The sequence below is a fragment of the Micromonospora sp. NPDC049301 genome (assembly GCF_040678715.1).
Classification (GTDB): Bacteria; Actinomycetota; Actinomycetes; order Mycobacteriales; family Micromonosporaceae; genus Micromonospora.
Map to the genome: position 1 here is coordinate 125573 of NZ_JBFAQO010000003.1, position 20900 is coordinate 146472.

Sequence of the window (20900 nt, forward strand, 5' to 3'; positions counted from 1 at the left end):
AGGCGACGCGAAGCTCTTGATCACCGCGGGGACCGGCGGGCACGGTGCAGGGGCGACGGGTGGATGGACCAGAGCAGGCGGCGCCACCAGGGGCGGGCGGAGCGCAGGGTGGCCACGTAGACGGTGGCCACCTCCGCGGCCCGGGCCGCCTGGTCGGCTGTCGCGGCGCCGGGGGAGAAGCCCACCTGGTTGAGCAGGGCCGCCAGTTCGTCGACGGCCGGCCCGTCGACGGTCGTACCGTCGCCGGTCGTGCCCGCTCGGGCTTCGGCGAGGGCCTGGTGGGCGTGCCCGGCCACCTCGGTGGCCGCCAGGTCGTCGCCGACCGGTCGCCCGGCCAGCCGCAGCGCGTCGGTGACCTCCCGCCAGGCGCCGGCGATGCGCTGGCCGGGGTCGCCCCGGCTCAGCCGGGCGCGGGTGAGCGAGCGGCGCATCGCCAGCAGGGTGAGCAGCAACGCTCCCACCAGCAGCAGCAGGCCACCGCTGCCGCCCGCGACCAGCACCGGAGTGGACACCCCGCCCCGACCGGTCGGCTCGTCGACGGCGGCCACCGGCTCCGGCGAGGCGCTCGGCTCCTCGGTGGGCGCCGGCGCCTCCGACGGCGGCGGGTCCTCCGGCGTCGGGCGGAAGTCCTCCTCCACCGGCCTCGGCTCGTTGTCCGGGCGGGGCAGCGGGTCGAACGCCACCCAGCCCAACCCGTCGAAGAGCACCTCCGGCCAGGCGTACGCGTCGCCGGCCCGCACCGGGCCCTGCCCGCTGGACTCGAAGCCCACCACCACCCGGGTGGGCAGCCCGGAGAGCCGGCCGAGCACGGCGAACGCGGCGGCGAACTGCTCCGAGGTGCCCCGCTGCCCGCCGCCGTTGCGCGGGCCGAAGAGGAAGAAGCCGAGGTTCGGGTACGCGTGCCCGCTCGGCGCGTCCGCCACCACCCGGTAGTGCTCGGCCAGGAACTGCTCGATCGCCGTGGCCCGCGCGTACGGGGCGCCGTTCTCCTCGGCGAGCTGCGCGGCAAGCCGGCGCAGCGGCTCGGGCACCCCGTCGGCGACCCGCAGCACCCGGGCCACCTCCTCCCCGGCGGGCACGTTCGCGGTGGCGAGGAGGTTGTTGTCCGGGCGTTCGCGGGCCGAGGTCACCGTGTACCGCAGCCCCGGGGTCAGCCCCTCCGGCCGGATCAGCGTCCCGGTCGCCGGGTCGTACGCCACCCGCGCGCCGCTGACCTCGCGTGGGGTGGCCACGGCGGGCAGCAGCCGACCGCTGAGCTCGGCCACGGTGATCTGCTGCCGGACCGTCTGCACCGTGCTGTCCCGGGCCGGCGTCGCGGCCGGCAGGATCCGACCGGCGTTGCGGTACGTCGCACCGACCCGCCAGGTCACCCCGTCGTAGTCGCTGAGCACGGCGAGCCGGATCCGCACGCTGCCACCGGCGTCGTCCGCCGTACCCGGCTCGCCGTCGGTGTCGCCGTCCGGCCCGCCGCTCGGGCTGGCGCCGGCGGGCGCGGTGGGGGCGCCGGGACCGATCGTGGTCACGTCGAGCAGCTGCTGTTCGGGGTGCAGGGCCCACCCGGAGATCCGGATCAGCGGGTTCTCGTCCAGTGACTGCACCTGCGGCGGCTCCACGTACCGCCGGGGGTCCACCGGCCGACCGTCGACCTGGCCGGCGAGGACCGGGCCGAGCAGCGCCACCAGCCCGACCACCAGGGCCACCCCGAGCGCCGCGGTGGCCGCGAGCCGGACCCGCACCGCCGCGCGGACCCGGGGAGCGAGGTCGGCGACCGGATCGCCGCCGGCCGGTCGTGCGCCGGCCGGCGCCGCCAGGCCGACCGCGGCGACCGCGACGAACGCCAGCGTCGCCCCGATCGCCGGGTCGGCGTTCGGGCCGACCACGTAGAGGGCGGCGGCGTAGAGCCCGGCCGCCGGCAGGTAGCCCAGCAGCACCCGGCCGGTGCGCAGCGCCACCTCGGCGCCGGCCAGCCCGGCCAGCCAGGCGGCGACCACCGGCACCAGCACCGTGTCCGGTGTGGGCTCGACCGGAATCATCGCCGTCAGCAGCCGGGGGATGCCGTTGCGGGCGGCGTCCGCGGTCACCTCCAGCAGGCTGCCCGGCAGCTCGGCGCGGGCGGCGGCGAGCCGCAGTGACCACAGTGTCCAGCCCGCCATCGCGGTCACCGACACCGGCGCCACGAGCCAGGAGGGCAGCCGCCGGGCGGCCACGCTGACCAGCACCGAACCGGCTGCGGCGCCGATGACCAGCCGGGTCAGCAGGTCTCCGGCGTACACCCGGCCGAGCACCACCCCGGCGAGCGCGGTCAGCCCGATCAGCGCCAGCGGGACGACGGAGGCCCGCAGCACCCGCGCCACCCGACCGGGCCGGCCCGTGCCCGGCCGCCCGGAGCCGTCGGGCGGTGTCCCCGCGTTGGCGCTCGTCGGGTGCCCCGTCGGCCCGGCGGGGCTCGCCGGGGCTTGCCGGCCCGCGTCCGTCACCACCGGCGCACCCCGTCCCACTCGGCGGCGAACTGCGCGCCGTCGGCCGCGTCGACGACCACCAGGCCGGCCGTACCGGGCGGCGTCGGCTCGGCCGCGCCGAAAACCCCGACCACCACCGACGGGTACGCGCCGCGCAGCGCGCCGACGTGCCCCAGCTCGCCGCGGCCACCCGGCCCGGTCAGGAAGATCAGCGTGTCGCCGAGCCGGTCCTGGCGCAGCCGGGTGGTGGCCGCGCGCAGCGCGTCGCCGTCGCCGGAGAGCTCGGCGGCGGCGAGCCGGTCCAGCGGCCCGAGCGGTTCCCCGTGCGTCGGGTTGTCGTCGCCACCGCCGGCCCGCTCGGCCGAAGTGGCCTGCTCGGGGGCGACCAGCAGCAACAGCACGGGCAGGTCCGCGCGGTGCGCGGCGGTGACGATCGACGCCGCGGCCTCGCAGCCCGACTCGAACGACTCCGCCACCCCGTCCACCCGCTCCGGGTGCGCGGCGGCGCGGTTGTCCAGCAGCACGACCAGGCGGGGCAGGCTGGTGTCCACGTTCTCCCGCACCATCAACTCACCCACCCGGGCGCTGGTGCGCCAGTGCACCCGGCGCAGCTCGTCGCCCACCACGTACTCCCGCAGCGAGTCGAACGTGATCGACCCGTGCGGCACGCCGTCCACCCGGCCGTCGAGGCTGCGTCCCGCGCCGGTGGGCACCGCCGTCAACGGGTGAACCCGGGGATGCACCCAGACCGGTGTGCTCGCGCCGTACGGGCGGGCCAGCGCCACCAGACCCAGCGGGTCGCGCCGGGTCACCCGCAGCGGCCCGACCGGCACCACCCCCCGACGGTGGGTCGGCACGTCGTAGCGGACCTCCGTGTCCCGCCCTGGTCGCAGGCGCAGCAGCGGCACCGGCACCGTCCGGTCCGCGCACCGGTCCTCGGCCAGCAGATTCGCCGAGCGCAGCCGGCCGGCGTTGCGGACGGTCAGCGTCATGCTCGCCGGCTCGCCCCGGGCCACCCGGTCCGGGTCGGCGCGGCGGGCCACCACCAGCCGGGGCCGCCAGGCCGCGGTCAGCGCGGCGTAGCCGACGGCCACGCCGGCCGCCGCGCCGAGCAGCGTCAACTCGGGGTACGCGAACCGGAACCCCACGCCCAGCAGGACGACGGCGGCGACGAGCAGCCCGACCCCGCGGGCGGTGATCCCCATGCCGCTGCTGCCGGTCAGCCCTGCACCGGCGCCGGCTGCCCCGACGGCAGCGGCACCGGCACCGAGGCGATGGCCTGGCGCAGCACCTCCGCGGCGGTCATCCCACGCACCTGGGCGTCCGGGGTGAGCAGCAGCCGGTGCGCGAACACCGGTTCGGCGAGCGCCTTCAGGTCCTCCGGCATGATCCAGCCGCGCCCGTCGATCAGCGCGTACGCGCACGCGGCACGGGTCAGCGCGATGACGCCCCGGGGGCTGACGCCGACACGTACGTGCTGGTGAGAGCGGGTGGCCGCGGCCAGCCGGACCGCGTACGCGTAGAGCGGCTCGGCGATGTGCACCCGCCGGGCCATCCGGACCATCTCGCCGACGGTGGCGGTGTCGGTGACCGGGGTGAGCGCCTCGGGGGAGCGGACCGTCGCGCCGCGCAGCACCTCGATCTCGACCGCCTCATCCGGGTAGCCGATGGAGAGCTTCACCAGGAAGCGGTCCAGCTGCGCCTCGGGCAGCCGGTAGGTGCCGTCCATCTCCACCGGGTTCTGCGTGGCGACCACCAGGAACGGCGCGGGCACCGGGTGCCGGACCCCGTCCACGGTGACCGTGCGCTCCTCCATCACCTCCAGCAGCGCCGACTGGGTCTTCGGCGACGCCCGGTTGATCTCGTCGGCGATGACGATGTTGGCGAAGACCGGCCCGGGATGGAACTCGAAGTCCCGGGTCGCCTGGTTGAAGATCGTCACACCGGACACATCCGAGGGGAGCAGGTCCGGGGTGAACTGGATGCGCCGCCACTGACCCTTCACCGTCGCGGCGATGGCCCGCGCCAGGGTCGTCTTGCCGACCCCGGGCACGTCCTCCAGGAGCACGTGACCCTGCGCGAACAGCGCGGTCAGCGCCAGCCGGACCACCTGCGGCTTGCCGAGCACCACCGCGTTGACGTTCTCGGCCAGCCGGGCGGCCAGGGCGGCGAAGCCCTGCACCTCCGGCTGGGTGAGCGGCTCGTGGGTGTTCACGGTCGGTGGTGCTCCTTGCCTGGCTGGTTCAGCAGGTGGGCAGGACGTTGATGTTGTCGCCGCCCTCCAGGTTGAGCCAGGCCCAGGGGATGTAGTTCTTTCCCTTGTAGTTGACCTGCACCCACCAGGTGCTGCGCTTGTCGTTGTTGTAGATGTAGGCGTACACCTCTTCGCCCGACTTCTTGCAGTACGCCTGCAGTCGGGTGCCTGGCTTCGCCCAGCCGACCTGCTTGTCGTTGTCCTGTCGGGTGACCGAGAAGACCTCGTTGCCGTTGCGGCCGCTCACGTCCCTGTCGCAGTAGGTCGACTCGGGCCCGGAGGCGCCGTTGCGGCAGGTGGCGACGCCGTACAGCGCGTCGGTGGTCTGCGCTCTGGTGGCGGTGCCCTTTCCGGCGGCGTTGCTGGCGGTCACCGTGAACGTGTACGCCGTGCCCGGCGTCAGGCCCGGCACCGTGATGCTGGAGCACGGCCCGGCCTTCGCCGGCTCGCCCGGCGTGCTCACCGAACACGTGGCCTGCCCGCCGCCGGCGTCCACCGTGAACGTGACGGTCGCCGAGGTCGCGGTCGCCGACGAGCCGGTCACCGTGACCCGTGGCTCCGCGACCGTGCGGGCGGTGGCGGTGGCCTCCGGGCCGGGCCCGGCCTCGTTGACCGCCTTCACCTTCACCGTGACGTTCTGGCCGTTACCCAACCCGGTGACGGTGGTGCGGGTGTCGGTCACCTCGCTGCTGCGCCCACCGACGTCCACCAGGTATTTCGTCACCGGACGGCCGTTCGCCTCGGCCGGCGCCCACTGCACGGTGATCGCGCCCGGCTGGTTGGCGACCGTGCCGGCCTGTAGATCGAGCGGCCGGCCGGGCGCCGCGAACGGCACCACCGTGTTGCTGACCGGCGACGCGGCCGACCCGGCGCCCTTGTCGTTGACCGCGACCACGGTGAACGCGTACTGGGTGCCGAACTCCAGCTCCCCGGCGGGCACCACCAGCTCGGTCTTCGTCGACTCGCCGGCCGGCGCGTTCGTCCCCGCCGAGCTGGCCGTCACCGCGTACTTCGCGATCTTGTTGCCCTGCCCGTTCGCCGCCGGCCACTTCACCAGCACCGTGCCGTCCGGCCGCTCCTGCGCGGTGACGCTGGCCGGCGGATCGGGCACGGCGGCGGTCGGGGTGACCGGGTTGCTGCTGCGCGGCGGACCGTCGCCCTTGGCGTTCACGGCGTGCACCGCGAACCGGTACGTCTCGCCGTTGGTCAACCCCTTGACCTCCACCGCACGCTGGTTGGCGCCCACCTCCAGGCGCTGGCCGGCGCCCTGCACCACGTACTTCATGATCTCGGCGCCGTTCGCGGCGGCCGGCCGCCAGCTCACCCGGGCCTGGGCGTTGCCGGCGGCGGCGGTGACACTGCGCGGCGCGCTCGGCTTACCCACCCGGGGCTTCTTCGGCGGGGGCGGCGGCGGGGGAGCCGGCGGCGGGTCGCCACCGAGCACGTCGTTGGCGTACTTGTCGACCTCGCGCACCTGGTGCTTGTCGTCCACCACCCGGGCGGTCGCCGAGTCGGGAGAGTTGATGAACAGGTGGTTCTCCCGCACCTCCAGCTCCAACGGCCCGTTCGCCCGGCCGCGGATCGTGTCGACCAGCTGGCCGCCCGCGTCGAAGGAGTAGATGGTGCCGGTCGCCTCGTCGGCACAGTAGAACCGGTCCGCCCAGGCCACCGCCGGACTGAGCCGGTCACCGCTGCCCGGCACGGTGAACGCCCGCTCCTCGCCGGCGTCACCCACCACCAGCACCCGCCGCTCAGCAGACACGGTGACCGGGACGCGCGGGCCGCTGGTGCGGGCCGGCAGCGCCGCCGGACCGGTCAGCTTCAGCGGCGTCAGGTGCACCTCGCCGCGCTGCACCCGCACCAGCTTCCCGGCGGTGCGGTCGAGCACCGCCACCCCGTCGTCCAGCGTGGAGACCACCAACTCGTGGCTGGCCTCCGCGACGTCGTACGTCTCGACCCGCTCGGGGCTGAGCCCGCCACCGGCCGGCGCGGCCGACGCCGGCGCGGACGGCAGTTTGGCGGCCGTGATCGCCGACACCGTGCCCTCGCTGGGGACCGCGATCCAGAGCCGGCCCTCGCCGTCGAAGGTGCCACCGGTGATGCCCGGCGGGTAGCGGACCGGCTCACCGACCGGCGCCAGCGACCGCGGGTCGAGCTGGCGCACGATGCCCTGCACGGCGTCGACGACGAACGCCGCGTCCTCGTGCAGCGCGACGCTCACGCCCAGGCCGGGCGTGGTGCGGGTGGTCGCGGTGAGCTGCAGGGTGGCCAGGTCCAGTGAGCTGACCTGCCCCGTCTGCAGGTCGCGCAGGATCAGCAGCCGGTCGGTCTGGGTGACCTGCATCGGGTGCCGGCGAGCGGCCGGGATCTCGGTGCGGGTGTCCACGCGGGCGGTGACCCCGTTGACCCGGGCCAGCTCACTGCGCACCGCACTCCACAGCCACGAACTCGCGTCGTAGTTGGCCACCGCGTTGTCCGCCGCGCCCAGCCCGAGCACGGTCAGCCCCATGGCGGCCAGCAGCGCGGTCACCGTGCCGACGGTCACCAGCCCGCCGCGCCACCGGGACCGGGATCGGGGGGCGTCGGTCCGCACGGCGTCCTCGATGCTGGCCACAGCCGGCTGCCTCCCCTGAGTCGTGGCAGGTGGCCCGCCTCGCGGCGACCCCTCCCCTGAGCCGGGTGCCATCATATGGCCCGGCCGGTGGCGGGGGAACCCGCACCGTCACCCCTGTGGATACCGAGCGTGTGCGGTGTGGACGCCCAGCTCAGCTCGGTGGAGTCGCCCGATCCCGCTCGGTGCAGACCTGCCCGGAGGTGGCGAAGCTGTCGGTGGAGTAGACCGCCAGCACGGTGAAGCAGTAGTCCACCCGGGAGTTCAGGCCGTTGACCGTGTAGCTGGTCCGGCCCGGGTCCACGGTGGCCATCACGCCCAGCGCCTGCCCCGCCCGTCCACCGGCCACCATGAACGGCACCGCGCCCTGGGACGGGTCCGTCCAGGTCAGAGTGATCGTGACCGAGTCGTCCCGCAGCTTCAGATCGCCCGGCGGAGGCCCGGCCGCCGCCGTCGACGCCGCCGCCGTCGGCGCGGTCCCGGTCGGCGGCGGCGCGTCGTCGCGGTTCAGCACCACCGCGCCCAGACCGGCCACCGCCACCACGGCCACCCCGGCGGCCACCGCCGCGCCGATCAGCGTCGCCCGGCTACGCCCGGTCGACCCCTCATCGGTGTACGCAGGCCGGTACCCGTCCTGACCCGGGTGGTAATGCTGGACCGGGTACACCACCTGGCCCGGGTGGTACTGCTGAGCCGGGTACACCACCTGGCCCGGGTGGTACTGCTGAGCCGGGTACACCTCGTGGCCCGGGTTGTACTGCTGGGCCGGGTGCAGATCCTGGCTCGGATGCTGCTCAATGACCGGCCCGGACGCGGGGTAGGTCGGGCCCGGTGACGCGAAGGGACCCGGAGCCGCTGGGTCCGGCGGAGTCGGTACAGGTTCGGGGTACCCGCTGGCGGTCGGTGCCGTCGGGGTCGGGTCGGCGACCGGTGACCAGTCGGACATTGCCGGCTCGACCGGTGCCGCGACGGGGCTCGACTGTCGAGCGCTCGGGTCCGGCTGGGCGGTGCTCGGCTGATTGAGGCTTGCGGGACCGCCGCTGGCCGGCCCGACAGGCGGGAACATCTCGGTCGGGGCCGGCGGTGTCACTCCCGGCGCCGCTACGCCGGGCGGCATCGCCGTGGGATCGAGTCCACCTGGCACGACGTCAGCCTCGGTCCGCTGTCCGTCCATCCGGGATCCGCCCGCCGGATCGTTGCCCGCCGTGGGCAACGGCTGCGGCGGTGCGGTGCGGCTCCACGGCGGCGCGGTCAACCCCCACGGCGGTACGGGCGGCCCGCTCACCGGCGGCGCCGACACGGGCGGACCGGACACCGGATAGTGGTGGCCGGGCGGCGCGGAGACGGGTTGGTCGTAGCCGGGTGGGCCGGACACCGGGTGGCCCGGTGGCGCGGAGACGGGTTGGTCGTAGCCGGGCGGGCCGGACACGGGGTGGTGGTGGCCCGGTGGCGCGGAGACGGGCTGGTGGTAGCCGGGTGGCCCCGACACCGGGTAGGGCTGGCCCGGCGGTCCGGACACCGGCTGGCTGTGGCCGGGCATTCCGGACACGGGCTGCGCGTAGTCGGGCGGCCCGGACACGGGGTAGGGGTGCCCGGGTGGTCCGGAGACGGGGTGGTTGTGGCCGGGGGGTGCGGAGACGGGTTGGCCGTAGTTGGGTGGTCCCGACACGGGGGCGGGTGGCCCGGAGACCGGGTACGGGTGCCCGGGCGCCCCGGAAACGGGCTGGGGATGGCCCGCCGGGCCGGGTTGGGAATGGCCTGCCAGGGTGGGATAGCCGGGCGACGTGCCGAGCTGCGCCGGGCGCCCCGGCGTGCCTGCCGACACCGGCGGTCCGGGAGGTCCGGAGATGGACCGCGGGGGAGCGGACGGACCGCTCGACGGATGGCCAGGCGGGGCGCTCACCGGGTGGTTCGGTGCTGCGCCGACCGGGTGGGTTGGCCCGGGAGGGCTGCTGGCCGTGGACGGCCCGGCCGCCACATGGGTTGACCCGCTCGCCTCGGCCGGCGTGGCTCCGACCCGAGCGGCCTCCTCGGCCAGCAGCGGCTCGATCTGTCGTACCTGAATCGTCGGGTTGTCCCACCGGGGAGCCGGAGCCGCCGGCATCGCCGGGGTTGGCGACGCGGCGGCGGGCGCCTGGGCGGATGGCGTCGGCGGGGGCGGCGCATCGACCGCGGGATGCTGTGGTTGGCCGCCCACCCGCTGACGCGGCGGTACCGGTGATCCGGACGGGGACAGGGGCGGCTGCGGCCCGAGCTGCTGCTGCTCCGCCGGCTGGCTCGCCGGCCCCGGACGAGGCAACGGGTCGACCGCCGGTCGGGCTGGTCCCGGCTGCTGCTCGGCGCGCTGGCGCGGCGGCATGGGAGGCGCCGAGGGCGGGAGTGTGGGAGGTGCCGCCGGCGGAGGCCCGGGACGTGCTGGCGCCGGCGCGACAGGTGTCGGGGACGACGGTGCAAGAGGTGCCGGCGGCGGGGGAGGTGCTGCGGACTGCGGTGGCCCTGACTGCACGGAGGTCGGTGCCGGACGGGCTGCCGGCTGGGTCGGCGTCATCCGGGAGGCGGGAGTCGATACCGGAGGTGCACCGGCATCGGTGAGTGGGGGCGGTGCGGCGGGTGCGCGTACCGCCGGAGGGGCCGACCGGGGCGCGGCCGGCGGTGGCGGCGGAGCCCAGGGCGACGCGGCGGCCGGGGGGCTGCCCGCCGACGGCCGCATCGCGGCGATGGTCGCCAGGGACAGCGTCGGACCGGACAGCGCGGAGCGCGTCCCGGCATCGTCCGCCGGAACGGGATCGGCGGACCGGTTGTCCGGGGCCGGCCGGGGCGCCGGTGGCGACGGATGCCGCTCGGCCGGCGCGGCGTCGCCGAGGTAGTGGCGGGCGGCGCGTACCGCGGGGTGGTGCTCCCCGAGCACGGCGGGCCCGGCGGTGGCGACGCGGGTGTAGTTGCGCCGGGCCTCGTGGCGGTTGCCCAGCTCCTCGGCGACCTCAGCGAGCTCGAAGGCGAGCGCGAGCATCACTGGGTTGGAGTGTTCCCAGCGTCGCTCGCCCGCGGCGAACGCCTCCTCCAGCACGCGGCGGGCGGCGAGCGGGTCGTCGGCCTCCCGGTGCAGCCGGGCCAGCAGGTGCGCGGTGTGCAGCACCTCGGGGTGGTCCTCGCCGTAGGGCGGGCGGGCGGATTCGACGGCCTCCGCGAGCAGTTGCCTGGCTGCGCTGAGGTCGCCCGCGGCGCGCAGGGCGAGGGCCCGGTGCTGGGCGGCTGCCAGAGGAGAGGGATGGGGCACGTGGCAATGCTGCCGTCAGAGGGCCGCCGGACGCTACCCGGACACGCCTTCGGCGGCGCGTCGGTGACCCCTCGCGAGACGGTCTGAGCAGCGGTGGGACCGCCTCGATAGAGGGGTCGGATGGCGATGTGCATGATCCACGAGTGGCGTGTACAGTAACTCCCCGTGCGGCCCGCTGGGCCGACCGTCGGGTGCAAGATCATCCAGGTCGGCGAGGTAGGCTGAACGAGCAAGTCCGGGTGGCGGAATGGCAGACGCGCTAGCTTGAGGTGCTAGTGCCCGTATAGGGCGTGGGGGTTCAAGTCCCCCCTCGGACACAAACCATTGCCCCACGGTGCGCGCTGAGATCCACTGCAGCGCGCACCGTTTGCGTTTCGGTCTGGTAGGTGAGTCGGAGTCCGAGTTGCCGGTAGACCTCGGCTTTGTCGTCGGGGTCGGCGTCGCGCAGCACGGTGGCGATGTCGCCGAGCGCTCGGACTAGGTCGGCGATCTGGGAGCGGCTCATCCGACGTGGCTCTGTCTGCTGGGTCGTTTGAAGATCAGCTTCGGCTCGTGTCCGTTCGGCCTGGGTTTGGGTGATCCAACCGGTGACTAGTGCGGGATCTGCGCCGGCGTCGAGTGCGGCCCGGTACTGGGCGAGCTTTGCGTCACAGGCCGCGATCGTGGCCTGTGCTGCGGCCGCATGTGGCCTCAGTTGGACCGTTGGCTGGGTGTCGCACATGGCGGTGATCGTTTGGTCGAGGTGGTCCGGGGTGAACGCGGATGCCAGCCACTCGTCGAGCGGGTCGGTGAGGGCGTCCTCGCGCAGGTAGACGTTGCGGGGGTGTTCGACCTCGTTGGTTAGGGCGTATTCCTGGGGGAAGCGGCAGCGGTAGTAGGCGGCGCCGTGGTTGTACTGGCCTTGCATGCGTCGCTGACAGACGGCGCAGTAGATCATCCCCCGGAAGACGTAGGGGTTGCGGGCGCGGCGCTGGCGCTCCTGACGGTCGACGGCTCGCGCGCGACGGGTGAGTAGGGCCTGCGCTTGCTCGAAGGTCTCGTCGTCGATCAGGGGTGGGTGGGTGATCTCCTTCGAGACTACCCACTTGTCGCGCGTGTTCCAGCGCATGACGCCGGTGTGACCCAGTGCGACGTCGTCGACGTCGAGGAGGACTTCGTCGGTGCGTTGCTTGTTCCACACCTGCCGGCCGGTGTAGCGGGGGTTGGTGAGGATGACGCGGATGGCGCTTTTGGACCAGGCGATGCCGCTGCGGTGTCGGTTGCGGGCCCGGTCGTGTGCCGAGAGGCAGGGCACGTGGTTGGCGGTGAGTCCTTCGGCGATGGCGAATAGTCCGTAGCCGGCGAGGAATTCGTCGAAGATTCGGCGGACGATGGCGGAGGTCTGGGCATCCGGGGTGAGCCCGCGGAGGTATTTGCCGTCGGCGGCCTTCGCGGGGTTGGGGTGAGGGCCGAGATCACGCAGGGTGTAGCCGTATGGCGGGCGTCCGCCGAGGTATCGGCCTTCCAGGAGTGTCTGGGCGGCCATGGCGGTGCGGACGCGCAGCTTTCTGCGGTTGCGTTCGCCTTTGCTCATGCCGCCGAAGACGGACATGACAAGTTCGTGTGCCTCGTTGTCGGGGTCGATGGGGCCGCCGATCTCGGGTACCCAGAGTTCGACGCCGTAGTGCGCGAAGAGTGGCACCGTGAGACCGAACTGGTTGCCGTAGAAGGCCCGGTGGGGTTCCCCCACAACGACGGCGGAGAAGCCCCGACGTGGGTTACGTAGCGCAGAGAGAAGAGTGTTGGCCTGGGTTCGGCGTTGCCAGGGCAGCGAGCGGCTCTGGCCCACGTCGAAGTACTCAGTGACGATGCGGCCGCCGTGAGGCTGGATGAGTGCTGTCGCCCGGGTGAGTTGCCACCCTCGCGACGATTCCGGATCTTGGTTGTCCTCGGTGGAGACGCGGCCATAAAAAGCGAAGGGCTTTGGTTCGGGGGAGGTCATCCGTTCTCCTGCTTTGAGTGCTCGGCGTGGCGGTCGTTGAAGCGGGTGAGCAGCCTTAGTAAGGCGGCAGCCGCCTGAGGGTTCAGCTCGGGTGGATGGTCTGGAGCCACCACACTGCTAACCCCCGTGGATGTGCCGCCGTCGACCGTCCATGAACGGCTGTCGTCGTTAGGTCGGTCAAGTTGCCTGCCTGGCGCGGATGGTGGACTCGGGCGTGATGGCCGCTCGTGTGGGTCGCTGGATGGCTGCGTCATGCGCCTCCGTCCGGCGGTCGACCTGCAAGTCGGCCTTCTTGCGTTGCCCGCGTCGCGACTTTGGTTACTCGCATCCGAGGCTCGGCCGTTGGGTGGCCGATGGCAGCGCCGGTTCGGTTGTGAGGCGGTTCCGAGGCGTGGTGCCTTGATGCGTGGCTGGTTGGCGCCGTAGCGGTTGGGTGGGTTGTCATGGGTGAGTTCCTCCGGGAGTTGGGTGGCTTGCTGGTTTGGCGTCAGGGCATAGAGAAGCGGCCGATGCCTGAGGCATCGGCCGCTGGTCAAGTAGGGCGGGCGCTAGGAGTGCATGGCAATCGAGTAGCGAACTTACGGGATGTGGCGAGCTGCGGTGCTGGCGTGCGTTGCTGCGCTTCAGCACGGATCAGCAGTGCTCCGAGAGCACTTCATGGATACCGAAGAGGTCAAGCCTCCAGCCTCCCGACTGGCTGGTGACGGCTGTTGAACTGAGGCCTACCGGCGCCAATCACGAGGCCAGCCCGCATCGATGCGCGGCTCTGGCTGTCGACGCGGTGGCGTCGGTACGGTTCCCGCGAGCTGAGACCCAGATCCCACTGGCGAAGCTCTGAGCAGGGCTTCCTGAACAGTGACCTCTTCGGCGAGCCCGAAGGGTCAGGTCACCGGGTTCTATGGCCGACGCGACGCTGTCCGGCCGGTGGAGGTTAGTCGGACCTCGAATCCCTAGAGTCTCTGGCAGGCGCTGCGGCAGATGGCCAACCGGTGCTTTTCGACACGGTGGAGATGGCCCTGACACTTGCCATCACCTCCGGGGCTGCGATTGCAGGGGCTGGGATGGATCGGCGAGACAGACGCACGCGCGGAGCGGCTCAGGCAGTGGTTGCCGCCATTGCGACCGCGATGCTCGGGCTGGCCGGCAATCTGGTCACCAACCGCGTCGACGTGCCCGGTGAGCGATGGCTGCTCCTGGTGCTGGGCGCCTTTCTGATACTGCTTGTGGTGGTGGCGACGGTGGAGGCGCGTTCTCGCCGCGACGGGTCGGCCGCAGTTCCAATGACGATCGCTGAAGACTCCGCAGGGCACCGGTCCGATGGTTGTACTTGTGAGATGCCACATCAAGAGCTCCATGTGCGTACAGCGCCTCACCAGCCTGGCCCCTGGCCGCTACGGACGCTGGCCGAGTTGGAAAGCAAGCGGCACTCGATATCAGACAGCCGCGTCAGGAAGGTCTTCCACGCAGCCGGCTGGGAAGGAACACTGCGGAGGCTGTACCCCGAAACCCCGTTGGTGTCGCTAGGCGGCGTCACCTTCCCGATCTGGGCCGAGATCGCGGCACCCGAGCTCAGAGGCGACCTCGACTCGGCGATTGGCGACATCACCGATAATTCCCGGCCTGACAGGCGCCGGTACGACGCGGAAGGTCGTGGTTTCGACCACCGCGGCAGGGCGGAGTTCCGCCGCACCTACTGGCGGCGCGACGAAGTTCGGCGGTTCAACGCGGAGACGTTCGCGCTCGACACGATCGAGCGCCACGGGCCCGGCAAAGTCCGTATTCATGCTCGTTACGGCACCTACTTCCAATCGGTGGCCACCTCGGAAATGCTCGAACGCGAGTTCATCAACGTCGTAAGTCACCGACCGGATGCCGTGTGGTCGTTGAGCGACTTCCCGCGACGTGCCTGGCTGCGAGAACAGGCTGGCGGAGACGAGCTCTTCAACGGTGCCCACCGAGCGGCCGCCTTGTCGGTGGCGGCAGTAGTGATCGTGAAAGAACAGCACGGGTACAGCGCGCTGTTGAGCCGGAGATCCGGGGATGTCAAGACGCATCCGGGCTTCCAGCATGTCTTTCCCTCCGGAATCCTCGCGCCGACCAGCTCCCGGTACGGCAGCGAGCGCTCGGAGTACTCGGTGAAACGAGCCTTCCTTCGCGAGTTCGCCGAGGAGCTGTTCGGGTACGACGACTTGGCCTTCGACAGCCGGGACCTTCGCGATGCACTCGGCGGCATCTGGCCGATCCAGCACCTGCTCAACGCCACTCAGCCCGGGCCCTTCGGGGAACGACCGGCGGTCGAGATCAGGTATACCGGCATCTCAGTGCCGCTGCTCACCCTCCGCCCCGAGGTGTACGTGCTCGTGCTGGTGCGTCAGCCCGGCTGGTTCGATGAGCTGGTGAGCGGAGCGGAGCGCAAGTGCCGCCGGCACGGATTCAACCTGAACTGGGAGTTTGAGGACGACCGCGACGATATCCACGGCAAGAGGCTGAACTCGATCCGCGTTGAACTCGACGATCAGTTCGCGCTCACCGGTAGGCAGCGGCTCACTCCGCTCAACACCGTTCCTCATGCCGCCGCGGCGCTGTGGCTCGGCGCGCAGGTCGCTCGCGACCTGGTGTAGCGGGCACTCTCCAGCCGGCAGCCCGCTGGGCCTGTGCCCTCGACCTGCACCTCCGGCGCGATGAGTTCTCCGGGGGCCCCGAAGAAGCCTCTCCGCGCTCTGCTCGCCGTCGGTCAGGGCGCTCCGGAGTCGCTGATTGAGTTGCTCCTGGTGGTCGGCGAGGCCGATCTGCGGGCGCTGATCAGCCACCGTCACCGTTCAAGCCGGTCAAGGGGTCTTGACGCGGGACAACGATCACGAAGTGTTGTCGCCTACCTGACACGACCCGTGCTCGTGGTGGCGTCGTCGGCGACCATGCGCCCGTGAACAGTGCTCGATACCACGGGCCGATGCCCAACAGTGTCCTCATCCCCGTCGGCCTGTACTGGATCATCGGCGTGACGATGGCGGTGGGCGCAGCCCTGAACGCCGCCGCCGGCTCGGACCGGTTGGCTGCGGTTGTGTTTCTCGGAACGGTCGGTGCCGCATGTCTGGTGGCCGCCCTCGGTCTGCAACGCCGTTGGGGTCCGGCCGTGCTGCTCGGATATCTGCTAGCGATTCTGTTGGGCTTGGTGTCGCTGTCTAACCCGGGTGTGGCACTGCTGGTGGTGCCGCTGGCAATTGGGATTGGTGTGGCTCTGTCTCGGCCGTCCGCCAAGCAGTGGACGGGCGAGAAGTGAACGCCGCAGACGTTGCCGCCCTGGTGGGGGTGCCGCTCGCTGCAGTGGGGGCGGCGGTTGCCACGTTGGCGTGGCGCACCTCCGCCGGCACTCGAAGGGATCAAGCCCACGCTGAGACACGGCGTCGGCACCAGGAGATGCGGCCCGTCTTGGACGTGACCTCCGATCTGCGATTCAGCCCCGACACGGGACTATTGAGCGTGAAGCTGCTCGGGCCGCGCGAGGTGGAGCGGTACGAGTGGATTCGCGTGGAGGTCCGCAACGATAAAGACCGCGTCTTCCCCGGCACCCACCGCGGCTACTCAGAGGAGGAATGGCAGCGGCAGGTGTGGGGACCGTTCCGGCTGCGTCCCGGAACCGACGGTGCGGACCGGGTAGGACGGACCGCCACGCAGGAAGGCCGGGCGGTGACGGACTCGTGGCTGTTCACCCTCGAGCGGTCGACAGCACCGAGCTGGTATTTCGGCGGCGAAGCCGCGTGGCGGAAGCACTACCACGACACCCCCATCCGGCTCCGGATCGAGATCGGGTTAAGTGAGCAGTCTTGGGTTGAGCTGTTGGAGGCTCCGCCTCCCGCGCGCAGCGCGTACGAGGATGGCGGGCTTACAGTCGTTTGAGGCCTGCGGCGGCGGAAGCGAGTCCTTGTTGGAGCTCTTCTGTCAGGTCGAAGTGGTCAGGCATCCTGCTCCCTGGATGGCTGGCGCCGGCCGGCGTCTCGGGCCGCCTAACGCCACGCCTGTGGGTGTGCTGTAGGCCGATGTGAAGCGTTGTGGAGGGCTTGCTGGGGCCGGCTGTGGTTCCGTCATTTGAGACTCCGATCCCACGGGCAGCGCCCTGACCAGGCGCTTCGGGGTGGAGACCTCTTCGACGGACCCGAAGGCATTAGCGTTGGCGTCCCCGCAGAGGCGGTAGGGCGGCTTCCGCTCACGCCATGGGCGGACCCGCGATCGTGCCTGGCAGCCGCGCGAAGGCAGGTGCGGCGGCTGATCGCGACGCTGCGGATTGCTGCCGGCCAGCCGGTGACGGTCGTAGGTCAGAGGTAGTTGACGCCGGTCAGGTCTGCGGCTGCCGCCCACAGCCGCGTGCCGACGGCCGGGTCGGCGGCTTCCTGGCTGAGCCGCGCCTCGGTGACTCTGCCTCGCGTCTCCCAGAGTCCGGACGGGCCGAAGAACTGGCCACCCCGCACGCCGGGCTCGGTCGCAGCGTGCAATTGCGGCAGCGCGCCGTGCGCCACCGGTTGGGTTGCCAGCAGGCCGGCCGACGCGATCAGTCGCCCGAATCGGCCACGGTGTTCCCAGGCACGCGGAGTCAGGTTGGTGCGGGTGAGGCCGGGGTGGGCCAGGGCGCTGACGATCGGCGTTCCGGCGGCGCGCAGGCGGCGGTCCAGTTCGATGCCGAAGATCGTGGTGGCGAGCTTGGACCGGCCGTAGGCGGTGGCTGCCCGATAGTCGTGTTCGAACATCAGGTCATTGAGGTCCAGGTGCGCGTTCTTGTGGGTGATCGAGCTGAGACTGACCACGCGGGCTTCCCGCGCCGCGGCCAGGTTGCCGAGCAGCAGGCCGGTCAGTACGAAGTGGCCCAACATGTTGGTGGCGAGGTGCAGCTCGAATCCGTCGGCGGAGGTGCGACGTGGGCCAAGCAGCACCACGCCGGCGTTGTTGACCAGCAGGTCGATCGCCGGGTGGTCGCCAGCCAGCTCTGCCGCGAAGGTCCGCACGGAGGCGAGAGCGTTAGTGAGATTTATTCATGAAACTGAGTGGTTAATTGCCTCTATGCTTCTGGTCGTGGACTTTGTGTCGGTGCTGGCACCCGTGGCGGAATCGCTCCTCGCCTTTGTCGGCAAGGAGTTGGCTGGTTCTGCACTCAGTGATGTGCGAACGCGGGCTTTCGGGGATCCGGAGCAGAAGGCGTTGGCCCGGGCGTTGGCCCGGGCATTCGCGACGGTCGAAAATGATCATGGTCGCCTGTTGGCGAATGCCGATGTTAACGAGGGCTTCTGGGCGCATGAGGGTGCCGAGGAATTGGCGAAGGTGCTGATCCCCAGGGCGGTGCCGTCCGGCGCCGGGCTAGCCCGGCGGGCGGTGGACTCGTTGGGGCCGTCGGTGTCGGAAGACGATCGGCTCGACCGAATTGTGGTGCTGCGGCCGGTGTTCAAAACGTTGCTGGACGAACTGGCTGTCGAGGTGCGAGCGGAGCCCGCGCTGCAGGCTGTGTTGGGACGGGCGGACGCCGCGCACGTGGCGCAGGCGGCGGTGCGGTTGGCCGAGCACTCGGGTGCCACCGCTGCGAGTGAGGACGATCAGGTGGCCTATCTGCATTGGTTGGCCGACCAGCACCGGTATCTACGTACAGCGGGGGTGGTACGCAAGACCACGGTGCAGTTGCCACTGGCGGAGGTGTTCGTCGGGCTGCACGCGCGCCAGGAGAAGCACCCTGGTGATCGTGCTCGAGTTTGGTTCGAGCAGGAACGGGCCAAGCTGACCGCCCTGGTTGAGTCGGGACGGTTGAACCAGACCGAGTTCGAGGCGGCCCTGGACCGGTTGTATCTGCAGTGCGGGCGCCGGTTCGACTCTGAGGGCGGACTGGACCGTGCGCAGGTGACGTCGGTGCTGGACGCCGTGCGGAACACGGCCCATCTGCTGGTGTTGGGTGATCCAGGTACGGGCAAGACGACTCTGCTGAAGTACCTGGCGTTCACCCACGCCTTGGCGCTGACAGCGAAGAACTCGGTGCAGGGGCGGCTAGCGCGCTTCCCGATCTATGTACGTGTCGGGGATTATGCCCGGCACGGGTATCCCATCGGGAGCATCGGTGAGTTCCTGCCAGCCTACCTGGGGCGGTTGGAATGTCGCACGCCGGGTCTTGCGGACCTGCTGCGGCGTGAACTAAGTGCCGGCCGGTGTTTGGTGCTATTGGACGGCATGGATGAGATCGCCTCCGCCGAACTGCGCCGGGAAGTGGTAGCCGCCGTGACCCGTTTCGTCACCGCGCATACTAGGCAGGGCAACCGGTTTGTGGTAACTAGCCGGATCGCCGGGTATCAAGCTGCGCCACTGCCGGAGCCGTTTGTGGCGGTGCGGTTGCAGGACATGGACCAGGACACGATAGACCGGTTCCTGGATGTCTATTGCCGGCAGGTAGAACAAGCCGAAACACCGGAGAAGAGCGAACGGGCGATCCTGCAGGCGGGGCAGCGGGAAGCCAATGCGATCCGGCAGGCGTTAGCGGCGAACGCGGGCGTGCGACGGTTGGCAGCAAATCCTTTGCTACTGACGGCGTTGGTGCTGGTGCACCGGGCCAGTGGCCGGCTGCCGCACCGGCGGGTCGAGGCGTATGTGGAGGTATGCAACGCACTCGGCAGGACCTGGCGCAGCGCGCAAGGCGTCGCCGAAGCCGATCTGCCCGACGAGCGGATCCTGACCCGCTGGCTCACCGAGTTGGGATGGTGGTTGCACCAGCACCGCGCAGAGGGCGCGGCCAGCCGGTTGGAACTGCTGAGGGTGTTGGGTCCGTTGTGGGCCGCAAACCACGGCACCGAATGGGACCCGGCCGTGTTGGGTGAGGCCGACCCGCTACGCACGAATGCTGGGCTGGGGGTGGGCGAGTTCGTCGAAAAGGCTGACACCCACACTGGGCTGCTGGTCGAGCGGGCGCCGGGCCGGTACGGATTCGCGCACCTCACGTTCGAGGAGTACTACGCCGGTCGGGCCCTCGCGTTCCGCGGCGCCAGCGAGCAGCGGATCACTGCGATCCGTAGCCGCCTACATGATCCCCGTTACGACGAACCGATCCTGCTCGCCCTCGGCCTGATCGGCACCGACTACGCCGAACAGGTCGAAGCCGTCGTCGCAGAGGCAATCTGGCCCGCGACCGCCGCTCCGACCCCATACGAGGACCTGCTGGGCCGAGATTTCCTGTTCATGCTCCGCGTCCTGGCCGACGACACTCCGCTACAAACTGCCACTATCGACGCAGTGCTCCACCAGGCCATCACGGAATTGCTCACACCGTGCTCCAGCCGATGCCGATATCGCAGCTACCGCCAAGCCCTCATCGCGAGGCTGACCGCACTCACGGGCACCAGGGCCGGAGAACGTTTCTGCAAAACGGTGGACCAACAAGTCACCACCCTCGCCAATTCCAACCCCAACGTATTCATCGATCTGGCCAACATCGCAACTACACTCGGCCCGCCCACACCCCACGCTGACACCGCTCTGACGACACTCGCCACCACCGGCCACGCCGAACCGTTCGTTCGGGCGCGAGCGGTGGAAGCGTTGGCGCGAATTGGGCCATTGACCGCGCCGGTGATCGCCGCGGCGGTCGAGATCGCCACCGGTGACGCCGGCTTGGACGCGCAGATGGAGGCGGTTGGAGCGCTGACGCGGGGCGGGGGGTTGACCGCGCCGGCGTTGATCGAGATCGCCACCGGTCACCCGGACCCGGGCGTGCGGGCGCGGGCGGTGGGAGCGTTGGCGCGAAGCGGGGCGTTGACCGCGCCGGTGATCGCCGCAGCGGTCGAGATCGCCAGCGGTGGCGTGGACCTGAGGGTGCGGATTGAGACCCTGGGAGCATTAATGCAGGGCGGGGCATTGACGTCGCCGGTGATCGCCGCCCTGGTCGAGATCGCCACTAGTTCTGGTTACGCGGGCCTGGGCGTGCGGGCAGTGGCGATGGGCATGTTGGCGCAGGGCGGGACGTTGCAGGGGCCGGCGATCACCGCATTGGCCGAGATCGCCACCGGTCACGCGGATGTGGGCGCACGGGCACTGGCGATGACAGCGTTGGCGCAGAGCGGGTCGTTGACCGGGCCGGCACTCACCGCAGCGGTCGAGATCGCCACCGGGGACGCCGGCCGGGACGCGCGGGCACTGGCGATGGGAGCGTTGGCGCAGGGCGGGACGTTGCAAGGGCGGGCGATCACCGCATTGGTCGAGATCGCCACCGGTGACGCGGATGTGGGCGTGCGGGCAATGGCGATGGCTGCGTTGGCGGGAGGAGGGGCGTTGACCGGGCCGGCACTCACCGCAGCGGT

At 71.3% G+C, this 20900-nt stretch carries 11 protein-coding genes, 1 tRNA gene and 1 pseudogene; 5 read left to right on the forward strand and 8 right to left on the reverse strand.

Features of this window, described 5'->3' with window-relative positions; translation table 11 throughout:
- Positions 1 to 20: 20 nt before the first annotated feature.
- The 6 genes and pseudogenes from AB0K07_RS10525 to AB0K07_RS10550 form a co-directional block, all read right to left on the reverse strand.
- Complete coding sequence (locus tag AB0K07_RS10525; protein WP_363754262.1) at positions 21 to 2354, reverse strand: transglutaminaseTgpA domain-containing protein; 2334 nt, start codon at positions 2352 to 2354, stop codon at positions 21 to 23.
- Positions 2355 to 2473: 119 nt separating this feature from the next.
- A complete protein-coding gene (locus tag AB0K07_RS10530) occupies positions 2474 to 3664 on the reverse strand; it encodes a DUF58 domain-containing protein (RefSeq protein WP_363753112.1) in 1191 nt (396 codons plus the stop codon).
- A 14-nt stretch (positions 3665 to 3678) separates the two neighbouring features.
- A complete protein-coding gene (locus AB0K07_RS10535) occupies positions 3679 to 4674 on the reverse strand; it encodes a MoxR family ATPase (RefSeq protein ID WP_363753114.1) in 996 nt (331 codons plus the stop codon).
- Between the two features lie 28 nt (positions 4675 to 4702).
- Positions 4703 to 7306: a fibronectin type III domain-containing protein gene (locus AB0K07_RS10540; RefSeq protein WP_363754264.1), complete on the reverse strand. Its 2604-nt coding sequence runs from the start codon at positions 7304 to 7306 to the stop codon at positions 4703 to 4705.
- 172 nt (positions 7307 to 7478) lie between these two features.
- Entirely contained in the window at positions 7479 to 8270 is a 792-nt protein-coding gene (locus tag AB0K07_RS10545) for a hypothetical protein (RefSeq protein WP_363754267.1), read from the reverse strand.
- A 2157-nt stretch (positions 8271 to 10427) separates the two neighbouring features.
- Positions 10428 to 10601 (reverse strand): annotated as a pseudogene (locus AB0K07_RS10550) (tetratricopeptide repeat protein); the annotation flags it as partial.
- 233 nt (positions 10602 to 10834) lie between these two features.
- On the opposite strand from AB0K07_RS10550, the gene AB0K07_RS10555 reads away from it, so the two are divergent.
- Positions 10835 to 10918, forward strand: a tRNA-Leu gene (locus tag AB0K07_RS10555).
- Here the strand turns inward: AB0K07_RS10555 and AB0K07_RS10560 are convergent.
- Positions 10900 to 12582 (reverse strand): recombinase family protein, encoded by a 1683-nt coding sequence (locus AB0K07_RS10560; protein WP_363753116.1) that lies wholly within the window; start codon positions 12580 to 12582, stop codon positions 10900 to 10902. The genes AB0K07_RS10555 and AB0K07_RS10560 overlap by 19 nt on opposite strands.
- 989 nt (positions 12583 to 13571) lie before the next feature.
- Between AB0K07_RS10560 and AB0K07_RS10565 the strand changes: the two genes are divergently transcribed.
- The 3 genes from AB0K07_RS10565 (at position 13572) to AB0K07_RS10575 (ending at position 16479) form a co-directional block, all read left to right on the forward strand.
- A complete protein-coding gene (locus AB0K07_RS10565) occupies positions 13572 to 15203 on the forward strand; it encodes a hypothetical protein (RefSeq protein WP_363753119.1) in 1632 nt (543 codons plus the stop codon).
- A gap of 329 nt (positions 15204 to 15532) precedes the next feature.
- Positions 15533 to 15862, forward strand: coding sequence for a hypothetical protein (locus tag AB0K07_RS10570; RefSeq protein ID WP_363753122.1), 330 nt, complete (start codon positions 15533 to 15535; stop codon positions 15860 to 15862).
- Between the two features lie 155 nt (positions 15863 to 16017).
- The gene (locus AB0K07_RS10575; RefSeq protein WP_363753125.1) at positions 16018 to 16479 is read left to right on the forward strand and encodes a hypothetical protein; all 462 of its coding nucleotides are present in this window, start codon (positions 16018 to 16020) and stop codon (positions 16477 to 16479) included.
- Between the two features lie 416 nt (positions 16480 to 16895).
- On the opposite strand, the gene AB0K07_RS10580 is transcribed toward AB0K07_RS10575, so the two are convergent.
- Positions 16896 to 17579, reverse strand: a complete 684-nt coding sequence (locus AB0K07_RS10580) for an SDR family NAD(P)-dependent oxidoreductase (protein WP_363753128.1) — start codon at positions 17577 to 17579, stop codon at positions 16896 to 16898.
- A gap of 67 nt (positions 17580 to 17646) precedes the next feature.
- Between AB0K07_RS10580 and AB0K07_RS10585 the strand changes: the two genes are divergently transcribed.
- Positions 17647 to 20900, forward strand: a 3254-nt coding sequence (locus AB0K07_RS10585) for an NACHT domain-containing protein (protein ID WP_363753131.1), incomplete at its 3' end; no start/stop codon positions are given.